Here is a 16,965-nt window from a genome sequence, read left to right on the forward strand (position 1 = left end):
CATAATACGTATCGACTATAAGGATAATCGGCAATGCTGGAAGTTCCCTTAAGCTGGCAGCTCGCCAAAATAGTGGTATCGGTGGTCATGGTGCTGGGCCTTGGCGTGATCGCGGTGCGGGTCAGTCCCAAAGTGGCCGGGTTGTTGGCGGGCTATCCGCTGGGCACCGCGCTGGCGCTTTTCTTTATCGGCCTGGAAATATCGCCGCTGTTCGCCGCGCAGAGCGCGGTCCATACCCTGGCAGGCTTCACCGCCACCATGGCACTGGGGGCGGGCTACTGGCTTTGTGGGCGAAAACCCGGGCTTACCGGTGTTCTCACCGGCACCGCCGGGGGTATCGCGGCCTGGTTTTCGGTGAGCCTGGTGCTGGCCCAGTTCGATTTCACGCGGCTGACCGGCACGCTTACAACGCTTTGTGCCATCGCCGTGTTCAGCACGCTTTTTCGGCGCATTCCCGAGCGCATGGCAACCGCGCGGGCGCCGTTTTCCTGGCGAGCCCTTTGCCTGCGCGCGCTACTCGCCACGCTGATCATCTTTGTCATCACAAGCCTCGCTCATTGGGTGCCAACGGCCTGGGCGGGCACGCTGGCTGCCTTTCCCATCACGATGCTGCCCTTTTTGCTGATTCTGCACCTAAGCCAGGGCCCCGCGCCTACCGCCACGGTCATCAAACACTACCCGATGGGGCTGGGCTCGCTATTGTGCTACGCCCTGTGCGTCTCCTACACCTACGAACAGTGGGGGCTTTTGCCGGGTACCCTGGCAGGCTTCGCGCTCGCAACGCTCTGGCTCGTCGGCTGGATGCAGGGCCAGCGTTGGTGGGCCAATCGTCGACCCGCGCCGGGTCAAACCAGTTGACCCGGCGGGTATCAGGGCCGATTCTGAAGGCGTCACCCATCACCCTCTACCCACAAGGCATCGCCCATGTTCACCCGCAGGATTGAACCCGCTTTTTATGATACCGACGCGTTGGGCCATATCAACAATACGCGCCTGCCCGCCTGGTTCGAGCTGGCGCGCAACGACCTTTTCAAGCTCTTCACGCCGGATTTGGACCCTAAAAAATGGCGGCTGATGATCGCGCGCATGGAGATCGACTACCGCGCTGAACTGTTTTACGGTCACGACATCGAACTGCGTACCTACTTGACGCGCCTGGGCAACAGCTCGTTCACGGTCACGCAGGAGGCGCACCAGCAGGGCACGCTGACCAATGTGGGCCATACCGTCATGCTGCAGTACGACCACCAGGCAAAACGCGCCGTTCCCATCGAAGGCGCGCTACGCGAGGCGTTGACCGCGCATTTACAGGATGCGCCTGCCTAAGTACCGGCCCGCGCAAGGGGCCCCGAGGAGCACCGATGGCTATTCGCTATAACCTTTGGCTAGACCCGGACAACACGGCCCAGCACAAGGCGGTGGAAGCGGACCTGGAGCGCTACTTCATCGAGCGTTTTGCCGACTATCCGCATATCCGCTTGTTCGACGCCGACCCCTACGATTATGATGCCCCGTTCAACCGCCTGTATGATGCGCTGATGGCGCGCGCCGCCGAATACTGCGAGCGCACCCGGTGCTACGTGGCCTCCCCGGAACAGCTCACCCGCTGCTTTTACCGCGCGGTGGGCCGCTCCAATAAATTTGTTCAAGACGAGCAACGCTAAGAGATTTTTCGATGGTAATTCGTACCGATCATGCCCCCGATGAGCGCCAACTGGCGATCATTACCCAGCAGCTTGGCCGGGCGCCCCGCGGTATCGAAGCCGTTGCCGCCACCGACCAAAACGGCACGCCCCTGGCGCTGCGTATGGCGCCGATCGTCGATGGCAAACCCTTCCCCACGCTTTACTGGCTTTGCTCCGATGTACTCAAGATCGAGATCTCCCGGGTCGAGGCGGTGGGCGTCATCAAGTCATTGGAACAACGTCTTCAGGACGAGCCCGATTTTCTCGAACACTATCAGCAAAGCCATCGTGACTACGTGGCCGCGCGCTGGTCCTTCATGAGCGATGCCCAACGCGAGGAAGTCGCGCGCCTGGGCTACACCGAGGTGTTCACCGAGCGCGGTATCGGCGGTATCAGCAACTGGCAGCAGATACGCTGCCTGCATACCCAGTATGCCCACCACCTGGGCGGCCATAACGTGATCGGGGCGTGGATGGACGAGCACTACCAGATCGATCGGTTCGTGCCCTGAGCACGACGCGAAATCTTCACACCATCGCTTTAAGGAAGAATCGGTATGTCGCGACTCTGCGTTTATCTTGGCTCGCGCGCGGGGAGTCGCCCGGCCTTCATGGAAGCGGCCCGTACGCTGGGTGACACTCTGGCCAAACGTGGCCATACGCTGGTTTACGGCGGCGCAAGTGTCGGGCTGATGGGTGAGCTTGCCAATGCGGCGCTGGACGCCGGCGGCGAGGTCATCGGCGTGATGCCGACGCATCTGGTCGAGCGTGAGCAGGCGCATTTTGGCCTGACCGAGCTGATCCGCGTGGCCAACATGCACGAGCGCAAGGCCACCATGGCGGCCCATGCCGACGCTTTCGTGGCACTGCCCGGCGGTATCGGCACGTTCGAGGAGCTTTTCGAGGTCTGGACCTGGGGCTATTTAGGGCTTCACGAAAAGCCGTTGGCGCTTCTGGATACCGAGGGTTTCTACGCGCCGCTATTAGCTTTTTTGGACAACACCGTAGAGCAGGGCTTTTTGTCTTCTTCCACCCGCAGCATGCTGATGGATGCCGACACCCCCGAAGCACTGATTCAGATGCTGGAAAGTCAGCTCGGCTAATCTCGCAAACTCGATGCATGCAAAGCGCGCGACGACGATTAACGGGGCCGGGTAATCACGTCCTGAATGTCGGCGCGCGTACGTTGGTAGGTGAGCTGCAGCAAGCGAGCGTCGTCGCCGGCGCGGTGGCGCTGGATCGAGCCATCGCTGATGATCGCTTCCTTGGTTTGACTCCAAAGCGCCTGCTGCGGCTCGGTCATCAGAATACGCAGCGCCTCGAGGCGAAAGTGAGGCAGCATACCGGCGTGATAAAACAGTAACGAAAGCCAGGTGTTGTCGTAGCCCCAGCTGTCACTGTAGGCCTTGCCCAGCTCGCGCAGCTCGTCGTTGAGCCAGTGGGCGATTTGACGTACCGGATACCCTTCCTGAAACAGACGCTCGCGGGAGATCCCGTGAAGAAGCTCCGCCTTGGGGTCCCAGTGCGTCCACTCCTCCAACGGCTGTACCAGGAACGCACAGCAGCTCCCATCGGCGCGGGCCAGGCCGATCTCGATGGGGTAGCTGCCGCGGCCAAACCCCGAGGCCTCGATATCCAGAATAGTGGGGAGTGCCTCTGTCGCGGGGGGTGTCATACGCCCACCGTCACGCTGCGACTACTTGGGAGGGACTCGCCACGCTTTGCCAGTAGGCCGACCGTTCGCCGTCCACGTCCAGGCCCAGCTCACCTAATTGATAGGCGCGCGAAAGGCGCTCGGCAGCCAGTTTATGGCCCGCCTGGGCCGCACGGGCGTACCAGGTGACGGCGTAATCTTCACGGCACGGGTACTGCACGCAGCCGTGTTCGTGGATACGCGCGGCCTGATATTGGGACTGAACGTCACCGGCCTGGGCGGCTTCCAGCACGTAGCGCGCGCCGCGTGCCTTGTCCTGAGGCGAGAGGCTGCGTTGAAACAGCATCTGACCGTAGGTCGAAAGCGCGTCCGGGTGCCCGGCCTCGGCGCAGCGCTTGTACAAGCGCATGGTCAGGCGCTGCGTACGGCGCGAGTGAGGCAGTAGCCAACGGGAACGAAATAGCTGTTCGGCCAAACGAAACTCGAGCCGAATAAACAAAGATGATGCCTGCGGCATGGCAAACCACCCTGCCTATCTGTTGAGAGCTTAAGCTAGCCAATCACTTCAAGCGGCTAACCCTACGGTAAACCGGCGTTTGGCCGGCGAATGGGCTGGCAAGCATACGCCTGCCTTTGCCCCGACTCAACCCCCTTCATTTGCTGCTTTATCCAAGCATCGCTAACATGCCCTTACGCCGCCGCCTTGCACCCTCTAAAAGTGTTGCAATGCGGCATTACGCCACTCAGGAGGTATTCATGCAGACCCGCCCACTTGGTAGAACCGGCCTGGACGTCAGCCGTTTGTGTCTAGGTACGATGACCTATGGCGAACAAAACAGCGAAGCCGAAGCTCACGAACAGCTCGACCGCGCCGTGGCGTTTGGTATCAACTTCATCGACACCGCCGAGATGTACCCGGTTCCGCCCAAGGCCGAGACCCAGGGCCTTACCGAACGCTATGTCGGCAGCTGGCTCAAGGCGCGCGGCGCCCGCGACGATGTCGTGTTGGCCACCAAGATCGTCGGCCCGGGCGTCGAGCATATTCGCGGGGGTTCACGCATGGACCGCGCGCATATCCACCAGGCGGTTGACGCAAGTCTTGCGCGCCTACAAACCGACTACGTGGATCTTTACCAGCTTCACTGGCCAGAGCGCAAAACCAACTTCTTCGGCCAGCTTGGCTATACCGTTGCCGACGATAACGACGCCACGCAGCTCAAAGAAACGCTCGAGGCGCTCAAGGAGCTGGTGGATGCGGGCAAGGTGCGCGCGATCGGCCTTTCCAACGATACGCCCTGGGGTGTGATGCGCATGCTACAGCTGGCCGATGAGTTCGACCTGCCCCGCGTTGCCAGCGTGCAAAACCCCTATAACCTGCTCAACCGCTCCTTCGAAGTCGGCCTTGCCGAGATCGCCCACCGCGAGGACGTCGGCCTGCTGGCGTACTCGCCGCTGGCCTTTGGCGTGCTCTCGGGTAAATACCTGGACGGTGCTCGCCCGGCCAAGGGCCGCTTGACGCTTTACGAGCGCTTCAAGCGCTACACCTCGCCCCAGGCGGAGGAAGCTACTCAGGCCTACGTCTCGCTTGCCCAAAAGCACGGCCTGGACCCGGCGCAGATGGCGCTGGCCTTTATTAACTCGCGGCCCTTTTTGACCAGCAATATCATCGGTGCGACCACCATGGAGCAGCTCGAAGCCAACTTGGCAAGCGAGTCGTTGAAGCTCGATGACGAGGTACTCGAAGGCATCGACGAGATTCATCGGCGCATCTCCAACCCGAGCCCCTAAGCGCTTTCAAAAGCGACCTGACGGTGGCTTTTACTATCGGCTCCATAGCCCCGGCCAAGGCCGGGGCCTGGTATCATGGTGTCCATTTCGACACCGCTCGTAGCCCATTTTGAAGCTGCGCTTAAGGAGCAAACGATGCTAAGCGTCATTTCGCCAGCCAAGACGCTGGACTTTGAAACCCCTTCGACGACCCAACACGTTACCCAACCGGATTTGCTCGAGTATAGCCAGCCGCTGATCGACATCCTGCGCGGCTACTCGCCTCAACAGATCAGCGAGTTGATGGGGGTCAGCGATAAGCTCGCCGGGCTCAACGCCGCGCGCTTTAAAGAGTGGCAGCCGCCGTTTGACCTGGACAACGCCAAGCCCGCCGCTCAGGCGTTTCAGGGCGATGTTTATACCGGCCTCGAGGCGCAGACTTTTAGCGAGGCCGATAACCGCTTCGCCCAAACGCATCTGCGTATTCTCTCCGGCCTTTACGGCTTGCTGCGCCCGCTGGATTTGATTCAGGCCTACCGGCTGGAGATGGGCACGAAGCTCCCCAACGAGGCCGGTAAAGACCTTTACGCCTACTGGCGGCCTACGCTAACCCGGGCACTCGATCAGGCGATCGGTGAAAGCGGGTCGAAATATCTGGTGAATCTTGCCTCCAACGAGTACTTCAAGGCGGTGGATACCCAAAAGCTCGACGCCGAAATCATCACGCCCGTGTTCAAGGATGAGAAGAACGGTCACTACAAAATCATCAGCTTTTACGCCAAAAAGGCCCGGGGGCTGATGAGCGCCTGGATTATTCGCGAGCAGATCAACGCGCCCGAAGCGCTCAAGGCATTCGATGTGGCGGGTTACGGTTTCGACAAGGCGGCGTCCGAGGGTAACACCCTGGTATTTACTCGCCGCGAGGCGGATCGCTAAGAAAGCTCAGCGTACTCCCGGCGCGAGGTTTCAAAAACGCCCGGTGTACGCGTTTAAAAAGCGCGCTGTCGCAACGGTGAAGCCATTCGTAGGCGACCATGTCCGCGGTCACCGTTATCGCACCGTGCTGGCCAGCGCGCTTGCGGGCAAGCCCGGTTTCCACCGGGCGCCGGCTTAGCGTGGCGTCCACCAGCCAGTAAACCTCGTAACCGGCCTCCAATAACCCCAGCGCACTCTGCAGCACACAGATATGCGCCTCGGTGCCACACAACACGACCTGACGCCGCCCCAGGGCGTTAAGCGCCTCCATGAACTCGGGCTCTTCGGCGATGCTGAAGTGCTGCTTTTCCCATACACGGTGATCCGTTAGCGCATCGCTCAGCGCCGGTGCCGTAGGTCCCAGCTTTACCGGGTTTTGCTCGGTCAGCCACACCGGCACGCCGACCTCTTGCGCGACGCCGGCAAGCCACGCGGCCTCTGCCAGGCCCTGCTCGAAGTGCTCGATCACGGGCATCAGCCCCGTTTGAAAATCCACGCACAGCATTAGCGTATTGTCGGCTCGTAAACGCACGTCGCCTCCTGTTCGTTGCCCTCGGCGCCCCGCTTTTTCGCGCACGCTGTCTTTGCAGTCTAGCCCAGCAGGCGCGGCGGGGCCGCAACGTAAAACAGCCGCTTATAAGCGGCTGTTTCGAAACGTTCAATGTCACGCAAAAGCGTTAGTTGGACGCATCGTTGGCGGAATCTTCGATACTTTCGCCCATCTCCTTGATGCTTTCACCGGCGCTTTCCATGCTGTCGTCAATGCTCTCCCCCGCCTCTTCCGCCGGGCCCTGATTGTCACACGCGGCCAAGCCGCCCAGCATCACGCCCATTAACAGGGCCAACGTCAGTTTTTTCAGTAGCGGCGCTTTCATACCAACCTCTCCTTTTGAACGATACCAGACTGTCTCTACCCCCCGATTTTAAGGAGCTGCCGAATTAAATGCCATTGCAGGGCGAGCAAAATTTTAACTTTTAGCAAAAAGAGCGAGACCGCCATCGCCGAGGTATCGGACCCCCAATGAATCGGGCTCCTGCAGGGGCGGTGGCACCGAGGCCTTGTTGTGCCCCTGTTTTTGTAGGAGCAGGCTTCAGCCAGCGATGCGGCGCACCGCGCCGCCTGGGTGGCGGCGGGCATTATTCGAGCCGTTTTCCTTTTCCTGCGCACATAAAAAAGCCCCGAACACAGTGTGCTCGGGGCTTTTTCGAAGAGGTGCCTGACGATAACCTACTCTCGCATGGGGAGACCCCACACTACCATCGGCGCGTTGCGGTTTCACTTCCGAGTTCGGCAAGGGATCGGGTGGTTCACGCAAGCCATGGTCGTCAGGCGTAACTTTCAATGTATATCGGCTGACTGTCTTGTGATCGTTTCTTTTTTGCGTATCCGGTGCTCTGTCGAGCGTCGTTGTCACTGCGAAACCAGACCCCTTGGGTGTTATAGGGTCAAGCCTCACGGGCCATTAGTACACGTTAGCTCAACGCCTTGCAGCGCGTCCACACCGTGCCTATCAACCAGCTGGTCTCGCTGGGCCCTTCAGGAGGCTCGAGGCCTCGGGGATGTCTCATCTTGAAGGGGGCTTCCCGCTTAGATGCTTTCAGCGGTTATCCCGTCCGCACATAGCTACCCGGCAATGCCACTGGCGTGACAACCGGAACACCAGAGGTGCGTCCACTCCGGTCCTCTCGTACTAGGAGCAGCCCTTCTCAAACATCCAACGCCCACGGCAGATAGGGACCGAACTGTCTCACGACGTTCTAAACCCAGCTCGCGTACCACTTTAAATGGCGAACAGCCATACCCTTGGGACCGACTTCAGCCCCAGGATGTGATGAGCCGACATCGAGGTGCCAAACACCGCCGTCGATGTGAACTCTTGGGCGGTATCAGCCTGTTATCCCCGGAGTACCTTTTATCCGTTGAGCGATGGCCCTTCCATACAGAACCACCGGATCACTAGAACCTGCTTTCGCACCTGCTCGACGTGTCTGTCTCGCAGTCAAGCACCCTTATGCTCTTGCACTCATTGCACGATGTCCGACCGTGCTGAGGGTACCTTCGTGCTCCTCCGTTACTCTTTGGGAGGAGACCGCCCCAGTCAAACTACCCACCACACACTGTCCTCGATCCGGATAACGGACCCGAGTGAGAACACCAATGATGCCAGGCTGGTATTTCAAGGTTGGCTCCCTCCGAACTGGCGTCCGGAGTTCAAAGCCTCCCAGCTATCCTACACAGGCAACATCAGTATCCAGTGTGAAGCTATAGTAAAGGTTCACGGGGTCTTTCCGTCTAGCCGCGGGTACACCGCATCTTCACGGCGATTTCAATTTCACTGAGTCTCGGGTGGAGACAGCGTGGCCATCATTACGCCATTCGTGCAGGTCGGAACTTACCCGACAAGGAATTTCGCTACCTTAGGACCGTTATAGTTACGGCCGCCGTTTACCGGGGCTTCGATCAAGAGCTTCGCCCAGAGGGCTAACACCATCACTTAACCTTCCGGCACCGGGCAGGCGTCACACCCTATACGTCCGCTTGCGCGTTAGCAGAGTGCTGTGTTTTTACTAAACAGTTGCAGCCACCTGGTATCTTCGACCGGTTCGGGCTAAAGGAGCAAGTCCTCTCACCCTAATCCGGCGTGCCTTCTCCCGAAGTTACGGCACCATTTTGCCTAGTTCCTTCACCCGAGTTCTCTCAAGCGCCTTGGGATTCTCACCCTGACCACCTGTGTCGGTTTGGGGTACGGTCGCATGTCATCTGAAGCTTAGAGGCTTTTCCTGGAAGCGTGGCATCAGTGACTTCCGGACCATAGTCCGTTCGTCTCGCGTCTCGGCTTTAAAGGGTCCCGGATTTACCTGAGACCCAGGCCTACTCGCTTTCACCAGGACAACCAACGCCTGGCTCACCTAGCCTTCTCCGTCCCCCCATCGCAATGACATCCGGTACGGGAATATTAGCCCGTTTCCCATCGACTACGCCTTTCGGCCTCGCCTTAGGGGCCGACTCACTCTGCTCTGATTAGCATCGAACAGAAAACCTTGGTCTTCCGGCGGGGGAGTTTTTCACTCCCCTTATCGTTACTCATGTCAGCATTCGCACTCGTGATACCTCCAGCAGACCTCTCGATCCACCTTCATCGGCTTACACGACGCTCCTCTACCGCTCATCCAGAGGATGAACCCGTAGCTTCGGTACCTGGTTTGAGCCCCGTTACATCTTCCGCGCAGGCCGACTCGACTAGTGAGCTATTACGCTTTCTTTAAAGGATGGCTGCTTCTAAGCCAACCTCCTAGCTGTCTGAGCCTTCCCACATCGTTTCCCACTTAACCAGGATTTGGGGACCTTAGCTGACGGTCCGGGTTGTTGCCCTTTTCACGACGGACGTTAGCACCCGCCGTGTGTCTCCCACGCTGCACTCACCGGTATTCGGAGTTTGCCTCGGGTTGGTAAGCCGGGATGGCCCCCTAGCCGAAACAGTGCTCTACCCCCGGTGGTGATACGTGAGGCGCTACCTAAATAGCTTTCGAGGAGAACCAGCTATCTCCGGGCTTGATTAGCCTTTCACTCCGATCCACAAGTCATCCAAATCTTTTTCAACAGATCCTGGTTCGGGCCTCCAGTTGATGTTACTCAACCTTCACCCTGCTCATGGATAGATCGCCCGGTTTCGGGTCTATATCCAGCGACTGGTCGCCCAGTTAAGACTCGCTTTCGCTACGCCTCCCCTATCGGTTAAGCTCGCCACTGAATATAAGTCGCTGACCCATTATACAAAAGGTACGCAGTCACCCAACAAGTGGGCTCCTACTGCTTGTACGCACACGGTTTCAGGATCTATTTCACTCCCCTCGCCGGGGTTCTTTTCGCCTTTCCCTCACGGTACTGGTTCACTATCGGTCAGTCAGGAGTATTTAGCCTTGGAGGATGGTCCCCCCGTCTTCAATCAGGGTTTCTCGTGCCCCGACCTACTCGATTTCACATGATCAGACTTTCGACTACGGGGCTATCACCCGCTACGGCCGGACTTCCCAATCCGTTCGTCTAGCCATTCACATGCTTAAGGGCTGGTCCCCGTTCGCTCGCCGCTACTGGGGGAATCTCGGTTGATTTCTTTTCCTCGGGGTACTTAGATGTTTCAGTTCCCCCGGTTCGCCTCGTATCCCTATGTATTCAGGATACGATACTGACCTTGTGGTCAGTGGGTTTCCCCATTCAGAGATGTCCGGGTCACAGGTTGTTTGCCACCTCACCGAACCTTATCGCAGGCTACAACGTCTTTCATCGCCTCTGACTGCCTAGGCATCCACCGTGTGCGCTTCATTGCTTGACCCTATAACCCGAAGGAGTCTGGATCCCGCAATGACAACGATTGCCGGATACGCTTGAAACGTATCACAAAACAATTGCGTATCGAGATCACGCCACGAACACGCAAGCCCGGGGGCTTTTGTCTTCGTATCGTCATTCGATACTGTCAGCATGATATACATTGTTAAAGAGCGACTGCCATAAGCAGTGATAAGGCATCGCCGAAGGCGATTGACTTATCACTGCTCATTTAGCAGCTACTTGATCAGGTAATTCATTGTGAGCGCTTGCCGGGAGAGTGACGCATCGTTTAAGGAGGTGATCCAGCCGCAGGTTCCCCTACGGCTACCTTGTTACGACTTCACCCCAGTCATGAACCACACCGTGGTGATCGCCCTCCAAAGTTAGGCTAACCACTTCTGGTGCAGTCCACTCCCATGGTGTGACGGGCGGTGTGTACAAGGCCCGGGAACGTATTCACCGTGGCATTCTGATCCACGATTACTAGCGATTCCGACTTCACGGAGTCGAGTTGCAGACTCCGATCCGGACTGAGACCGGCTTTCTGGGATTCGCTTACTCTCGCGAGTTCGCAGCCCTTTGTACCGGCCATTGTAGCACGTGTGTAGCCCTACCCGTAAGGGCCATGATGACTTGACGTCGTCCCCACCTTCCTCCGGTTTGTCACCGGCAGTCTCCCTAGAGTTCCCACCATTACGTGCTGGCAAATAGGGACAAGGGTTGCGCTCGTTACGGGACTTAACCCAACATTTCACAACACGAGCTGACGACAGCCATGCAGCACCTGTCTCTGCGTTCCCGAAGGCACCCCGGAATCTCTTCCGGGTTCGCAGGATGTCAAGGGTAGGTAAGGTTCTTCGCGTTGCATCGAATTAAACCACATGCTCCACCGCTTGTGCGGGCCCCCGTCAATTCATTTGAGTTTTAACCTTGCGGCCGTACTCCCCAGGCGGTCGACTTATCGCGTTAACTTCGCCACAAAGTGCACAAGGCACCCAACGGCTGGTCGACATCGTTTACGGCGTGGACTACCAGGGTATCTAATCCTGTTTGCTACCCACGCTTTCGCACCTCAGTGTCAGTGTCAGTCCAGAAGGCCGCCTTCGCCACTGGTATTCCTCCCGATCTCTACGCATTTCACCGCTACACCGGGAATTCCACCTTCCTCTCCTGCACTCTAGCGTGACAGTTCCGGATGCCGTTCCCAGGTTGAGCCCGGGGCTTTCACAACCGGCTTGTCATGCCACCTACGCGCGCTTTACGCCCAGTAATTCCGATTAACGCTTGCACCCTCCGTATTACCGCGGCTGCTGGCACGGAGTTAGCCGGTGCTTCTTCTGCGAGTGATGTCTTTCCTGGCGGGTATTAACCGCCAGGCGTTCTTCCTCGCTGAAAGTGCTTTACAACCCGAAAGCCTTCTTCACACACGCGGCATGGCTGGATCAGGCTTGCGCCCATTGTCCAATATTCCCCACTGCTGCCTCCCGTAGGAGTTCGGGCCGTGTCTCAGTCCCGATGTGGCTGATCATCCTCTCAGACCAGCTACGGATCGTTGCCTTGGTGAGCCGTTACCTCACCAACCAGCTAATCCGACATAGGCTCATCCGATAGCGGGAGCCAAGGCCCCCTTTCTCCCGTAGGACGTATGCGGTATTAGCCTGGGTTTCCCCAGGTTATCCCCCACTACCGGGTAGATTCCTATGCATTACTCACCCGTCCGCCGCTCGTCAGCGTCCAGCAAGCTGGACCTGTTACCGCTCGACTTGCATGTGTTAAGCCTGCCGCCAGCGTTCAATCTGAGCCATGATCAAACTCTTCAGTTTAAAATCATTGTGATTCTTGCCTGTCGCTCGAAAGCAACAGAGGCGAATCAATCCTGGCTCAAGGTTCAAACGAATTTGAAGAATTCGAAAATTCTTCTTGTGCGCTTGCCTTGATATTTGGTGACTTGTCACCCTCATCGGCAAACGCCCACATGAATTACCTGATCAAATTGTTAAAGAGCGGTTTCGCTTCGGCTAATACTTGACTCGATGACCTGAGCCGGTTGCCGTAGCGAGGAAGGCGTATTCTACGCATTTCCTGAAGCTTGTCAACCGCCGATTTTGGCGACTGAAGCGAGCGAACAAAAAACCGCTAACTTCCTGACAAACCGAGAGTTTTCACTCTCATCCACCGCTGGCAACGCCTTGCGTCCCCGGCAGCGGATGCGTACTTTACGGATTCACTGCCGGGAGTGCAAGGGCTTTTTCAAAAAACGATCACTTTAGCGTCACACGCGCGTAACGCTTCTTGCCCGCCTGGATAACGTAGGCCTTGCCCGTGGATAACATGGTGCTCGGCGCCACTGCCTCGCCATCGACTTTAACGCTGCCGTTTTTGAGCATGTCCTTGGCCTGGGCGCTGTTTTTGGTCAGCCCCGCGCGGGTGAGCACGCTGGCGATCGGCGCTTCGCCACCCTCGAAGTCGACCTCTACTTCCGGCAGGTCCTCGGGCAGCTCGCCATCGGCCAGCTGGTTACCGGCGGACTTGTGGGCGTTGGCCGCGGCTTCCTCGCCGTGGTAGCGGGCGATCAGCTCGCGGGCCAGCTCCATTTTAATATCGCGCGGGTTAGCGCCCTGCTCGACGCTTTGCTTGATAGCGTCCAACTCTTCGTTGGATTTGAGCGACAAGAGCTCGAAGTAGCGCCACATCAAACTGTCCGGCATCGAGACCAGCTTGTTGAACATCGAGCCTGGCGACTCATCGACGCCGACGTAGTTGCCCAGTGACTTGGACATCTTCTGCACGCCGTCGAGGCCTTCGAGCAGCGGCATGGTGATGACCACCTGAGGCTCCTGGCCGAAGTGCTTTTGAATCTCGCGGCCCATCAACAGGTTGAACTTCTGGTCGGTGCCGCCAAGCTCCACGTCGGCTTCCAGCGCTACCGAGTCGTAGCCCTGCACCAGCGGGTAGAGGAATTCGTGAATCGCGATGGACTGATTGGCCTTGTAGCGCTTCTCGAAATCATCGCGCTCGAGCATACGCGCCACGGTGCTTTGCGCGGCCAGCTCGATCATCTTTGCCGCACTCATCTCGCCGAACCACTCGGCGTTGAAGCGCACCTCGGTCTTTTCGGGATCGAGAATCTTGAAGACCTGCTCTTTATAGGTCTCGGCGTTGGCCTTGACGTCTTCCTCGGTGAGCGGCTTACGGGTCACGTTCTTGCCCGTCGGGTCGCCGATGCGCCCGGTGAAGTCGCCGATCAGGAAAATGACCGTGTGGCCCAGGTCCTGGAACTGACGCATCTTGGTGAGCAGTACGCTGTGGCCCAGGTGCAAATCAGGCGCGGTGGGGTCGAAGCCCGCCTTGATACGCAGCTTGCGCCCTGACGCGAGCTTCTGCTTTAACTCGTCCTCTATCAGGATTTCGTGCGTACCGCGCGATAGTAGCGCTAGCGCCTGATCCACCTCACTCATTGCCTCTCTCCACTTTAAGCTTTGCCCGGTAGGGGCAACAGATGATAAACAACCGGCAATGTTACCATGCCAATCGGCCACGGTTGAGCCTTCACCGCTTTGGAAACGCTAATGACGACGTCTCTCGCACCCGCTACATCGCACCATCCCGATACACCCCTCTATATAGGGCTGATGTCCGGCACTAGCCTCGACGGTATCGACGCCGCCCTGGTCGCCATATCGCCTTCCGGCGCCCCCAAACTGCTGGACACTCACGCCGAGCCGATGCCCGAACCGCTGCGTCAGGCACTTTTAACGCTGTGCCACGCCGAGCACACACGCTTTTCCGAGCTCGCCGCCGCCGAGGAGCAGTTTTGCGCGCTCCAGGCCTGGGCCGTAAAGGCGCTGCTGGAAAAAGCGGGCCGAACGCCTGGCGAGATTCGCGCCATCGGCAGCCACGGCCAAACCATCGAGCATGCCCCCGAAGGCCATGCAGGGGGGCCGGCTTATACACACCAGTTGGACAACCCAAGTCTTTTAGCAGAACTGACGGGCATGAGCGTGGTGGCGGATTTTCGCCGACGCGATTTGGCCGCCGGCGGCCAGGCCGCGCCGCTCGCCCCGGCGTTTCACCAGGCGCTTTTTCAAACGGCGGGGGAAGAGCAGCTCGTGCTCAACCTGGGCGGCATTGCCAACGTCACCTGGCTGCCCGCCGCGCCGGAAAAGCCCGTTTTAGGCTTCGACACCGGCCCTGCCAACGTGCTGATGGACGCCTGGTTTACCCGCCACGCCCAACACCCAACCGCGCGCTTCGATAAAGACGGCGGCTGGGCGAAAAGCGGCCGAATCGACCCGGCACTGCTGGCCCGGTTGCTCGACGAGCCCTTTTTTGTGCTGACCCCGCCGCGCAGCACCGGGCGGGAGCTGTTTCATACCGAGTGGTTGCTTGCAAAGCTAACCGGCGAGGAGGACGCGGCGGATGTGCAGGCAACGCTTGCCGAGCTCACCGCCGTAAGCGTTGCCGGGGCGATCGATAAGCTTTTACCGTCGGCCGCGCCGCTTACCCTGATTACCGGCGGCGGCGGCGCCCATAATGCACACCTGATGGCCAGGCTTGCCCACCACCTGCCCAACGCAGTGCTGACCTCGCCCGCCGCCTATGGCTGGCCAGAGGACTGGATCGAAGCCGGCGCCTTTGGCTGGCTAGCCCACCAGCGTCTGGAAGGCCTGCCCGGCAACCTGGCCTCGGTCACCGGCGCCCGGGGCCCACGGGTATTGGGCGGCGTGTACGCCCCTTGAAAGGCTTACTCCCGAGGGGGCGTAAGTGCGCCTTGAGCGCGGGACTGGGCTTCATCGAAGCTCACCGCGCCCTCGTTGACCAGCTTCAAAAGCGAGGCGTTGAGGGTTTGCATGCCCAGGTTCACCCCGGTCTGCATCGCCGAGTAGATCTGCGCCACCTTGTCCTCGCGGATGAGGTTACGCACCGCCGAGGTGGCAATCAGGATCTCGTGAGCGGCCACGCGCCCGCCGCCTTCGCGTTTGAGCAGCGTCTGCGCGACCACCGCTTGCAGCGATTCGGACAGCATCGAGCGGACCATGGATTTCTCTTCGCCGGGAAAAACGTCGATGATACGGTCGATGGTTTTCGCCGCCGAGGTGGTATGCAGCGTGGCAAACACCAGGTGGCCGGTTTCCGCGGCGGTCAGCGCCAGGCGAATGGTCTCGAGATCGCGAAGCTCCCCCACCATGATGACGTCCGGGTCCTCGCGTAGCGCGCTTCTCAACGCGTTGGCGAAGCTGTGAGTGTCGCGGTGCACTTCGCGCTGATTGATCAAACAGCGCTTGCTATCGTGCACGAACTCCACCGGGTCCTCGATGGTAAGTATATGCTCGAAGCGGTACTGATTGATGTAGTCGATCAGTGCGGCGAGCGTCGTGCTCTTGCCCGAGCCGGTCGGGCCAGTGACCAGTACGAGCCCCCTGGGAAGCATCGCCAAACGCTCGAACACGTCACCCAGGCCCAGTGCTTTCATGGAGAGCACCTCGCCTGGAATGGTACGAAACACCGCCCCGGCGCCCCGGGCCTGAGTAAAGGCGTTGACACGAAAGCGGGCGACATCGGGCAGCGAGTAGGAAAAATCGATTTCCAGGTGCTCGGCATACTCCTGGCGCTGGCGCTCGTTCATGATGGCGTGGATCAGCGCGATGACCTCTTCGTGGCCCATGGCGGGCACGTTGAGGCGATGGATATCGCCATCGACGCGAATCATCGGCGGCAAACCGGCGCTCAGATGCAGGTCCGAGGCATTCTGCTTTGCCGAGAATGCCAGCAGTTCGGTAATATCCATCTCTCTTCCCTGGCGGTGTTAAGGTAATTCAGTATGACAGAGATCGCGCTTTCCGAATCCCTTGCCAAGGCCCGCATGCGTTTAGAGCACGCGCTTGACGCCGCGGCCCGCCCCGCAGATAGCGCCCGCCTGCTGGCCGTCAGCAAGACCAAGCCGGCCGCGACGATTCGCCAGGCGTGGCAGCTTGGTCAGCGCGCCTTTGGCGAAAACTACCTGCAGGAGGCGCTGGACAAGCAGCGCGAGCTAAGTGATCTGGACGATATCGAGTGGCATTTCATCGGCCCGCTTCAGTCCAACAAGGCCCGCGCGGTGGCGGAACACTTCGCCTGGATGCACAGCGTGGAGCGCATCAAGATCGCCAAGCGCTTGAGCGATTACCGCCCCGCGCACCTGCCCCCGCTCAATGTCTGCCTGCAGGTGAACATCAGCGGTGAAGCGAGCAAATCAGGGCTTGCGCCGGAGATGGTGCAGCCCCTGGCCGAGGAGATCGTTGCCCTGCCCGGGCTTGCCCTGCGCGGGCTAATGGCGATCCCCGCCCCGGCAGAGGACCTCGAGCACCAGCGCGCGCCCTTTGCCGCCCTGGCTGCGCTGCTCGCCGAGCTGCAAACAGCGCTCCCCGACGCACCGCTGGATACGCTTTCGATGGGGATGAGCGACGATCTCGAGGCGGCAGTGCAGGAAGGCGCGACCCTGGTGCGCCTGGGCAGCGCGATTTTCGGCGCCCGGGATTAACACGCCAGGCGCCCGCACGCGCTCAACCGAC

Annotated in this window: 15 protein-coding genes and 3 rRNA genes; 9 read left to right on the forward strand and 9 right to left on the reverse strand. The window is 59.4% G+C overall.

Features of this window, described 5'->3' with window-relative positions; all coding sequences use genetic code 11:
* Window positions 1-33 precede the first annotated feature (33 nt).
* From ACWHVV_RS16345 to ACWHVV_RS16365, 5 genes are all read left to right on the forward strand, one after another.
* Window positions 34-858, forward strand: a complete 825-nt coding sequence (locus ACWHVV_RS16345) for a hypothetical protein (protein WP_447927162.1) — start codon at window positions 34-36, stop codon at window positions 856-858.
* A gap of 66 nt (window positions 859-924) precedes the next feature.
* Window positions 925-1,326, forward strand: a complete 402-nt coding sequence (locus ACWHVV_RS16350) for an acyl-CoA thioesterase (protein WP_447894439.1) — start codon at window positions 925-927, stop codon at window positions 1,324-1,326.
* A 35-nt stretch (window positions 1,327-1,361) separates the two neighbouring features.
* Window positions 1,362-1,664, forward strand: coding sequence for a hypothetical protein (locus ACWHVV_RS16355; protein WP_447927163.1), 303 nt, complete (start codon window positions 1,362-1,364; stop codon window positions 1,662-1,664).
* An 11-nt stretch (window positions 1,665-1,675) separates the two neighbouring features.
* A complete protein-coding gene (locus ACWHVV_RS16360; RefSeq protein WP_447530049.1) occupies window positions 1,676-2,197 on the forward strand; it encodes a DUF501 domain-containing protein in 522 nt (173 codons plus the stop codon).
* 45 nt (window positions 2,198-2,242) lie between these two features.
* Window positions 2,243-2,788: an LOG family protein gene (locus tag ACWHVV_RS16365; RefSeq protein WP_447927164.1), complete on the forward strand. Its 546-nt coding sequence runs from the start codon at window positions 2,243-2,245 to the stop codon at window positions 2,786-2,788.
* A gap of 38 nt (window positions 2,789-2,826) precedes the next feature.
* Here ACWHVV_RS16365 and ACWHVV_RS16370 read toward each other — a convergent pair whose 3' ends face one another.
* Entirely contained in the window at window positions 2,827-3,360 is a 534-nt protein-coding gene (locus ACWHVV_RS16370; protein WP_447927165.1) for a hypothetical protein, read from the reverse strand.
* 10 nt (window positions 3,361-3,370) lie between these two features.
* Window positions 3,371-3,856 (reverse strand): tetratricopeptide repeat protein, encoded by a 486-nt coding sequence (locus ACWHVV_RS16375; RefSeq protein WP_447530052.1) that lies wholly within the window; start codon window positions 3,854-3,856, stop codon window positions 3,371-3,373.
* A gap of 239 nt (window positions 3,857-4,095) precedes the next feature.
* Here ACWHVV_RS16375 and ACWHVV_RS16380 point away from each other — a divergent pair, with 239 nt between their 5' ends.
* Together ACWHVV_RS16380 and yaaA are read left to right on the forward strand one after the other, a co-directional pair.
* Window positions 4,096-5,127, forward strand: coding sequence for an NADP(H)-dependent aldo-keto reductase (locus tag ACWHVV_RS16380; protein ID WP_447927166.1), 1,032 nt, complete (start codon window positions 4,096-4,098; stop codon window positions 5,125-5,127).
* A gap of 135 nt (window positions 5,128-5,262) precedes the next feature.
* Complete coding sequence (gene yaaA, locus ACWHVV_RS16385) at window positions 5,263-6,042, forward strand: peroxide stress protein YaaA (RefSeq protein WP_447927167.1); 780 nt, start codon at window positions 5,263-5,265, stop codon at window positions 6,040-6,042.
* Here yaaA and ACWHVV_RS16390 read toward each other — a convergent pair.
* From ACWHVV_RS16390 to tyrS, 6 genes are all read right to left on the reverse strand, one after another.
* On the reverse strand, window positions 6,017-6,613 hold the full coding sequence (locus tag ACWHVV_RS16390; RefSeq protein ID WP_447927168.1) for an isochorismatase family protein: 597 nt from the start codon (window positions 6,611-6,613) through the stop codon (window positions 6,017-6,019). The two genes, yaaA and ACWHVV_RS16390, sit on opposite strands and share 26 nt — an antisense overlap.
* Window positions 6,614-6,758: 145 nt before the next feature.
* Entirely contained in the window at window positions 6,759-6,956 is a 198-nt protein-coding gene (locus ACWHVV_RS16395) for a hypothetical protein (RefSeq protein ID WP_447927169.1), read from the reverse strand.
* Between the two features lie 340 nt (window positions 6,957-7,296).
* Window positions 7,297-7,412 (reverse strand): 5S ribosomal RNA (gene rrf, locus ACWHVV_RS16400).
* Between the two features lie 111 nt (window positions 7,413-7,523).
* Window positions 7,524-10,415: ribosomal RNA gene (locus ACWHVV_RS16405) — 23S ribosomal RNA — on the reverse strand.
* Between the two features lie 289 nt (window positions 10,416-10,704).
* A 16S ribosomal RNA gene (locus ACWHVV_RS16410) occupies window positions 10,705-12,237 on the reverse strand.
* Together the 16S, 23S and 5S rRNA genes form the textbook arrangement of a ribosomal RNA operon.
* Window positions 12,238-12,675: 438 nt before the next feature.
* On the reverse strand, window positions 12,676-13,872 hold the full coding sequence (gene tyrS, locus ACWHVV_RS16415; RefSeq protein WP_447927170.1) for a tyrosine--tRNA ligase: 1,197 nt from the start codon (window positions 13,870-13,872) through the stop codon (window positions 12,676-12,678).
* 111 nt (window positions 13,873-13,983) lie between these two features.
* On the opposite strand from tyrS, the gene ACWHVV_RS16420 reads away from it, so the two are divergent.
* The gene (locus tag ACWHVV_RS16420) at window positions 13,984-15,153 is read left to right on the forward strand and encodes an anhydro-N-acetylmuramic acid kinase (RefSeq protein ID WP_447927171.1); all 1,170 of its coding nucleotides are present in this window, start codon (window positions 13,984-13,986) and stop codon (window positions 15,151-15,153) included.
* Between the two features lie 5 nt (window positions 15,154-15,158).
* Here ACWHVV_RS16420 and ACWHVV_RS16425 read toward each other — a convergent pair whose 3' ends face one another.
* Entirely contained in the window at window positions 15,159-16,202 is a 1,044-nt protein-coding gene (locus ACWHVV_RS16425) for a type IV pilus twitching motility protein PilT (protein WP_447530059.1), read from the reverse strand.
* 33 nt (window positions 16,203-16,235) lie between these two features.
* On the opposite strand from ACWHVV_RS16425, the gene ACWHVV_RS16430 reads away from it, so the two are divergent.
* A complete protein-coding gene (locus ACWHVV_RS16430) occupies window positions 16,236-16,934 on the forward strand; it encodes a YggS family pyridoxal phosphate-dependent enzyme (RefSeq protein ID WP_447927172.1) in 699 nt (232 codons plus the stop codon).
* Window positions 16,935-16,965: the final 31 nt, after the last annotated feature.

Source organism: Vreelandella sp. EE27 (assembly GCF_968206495.1).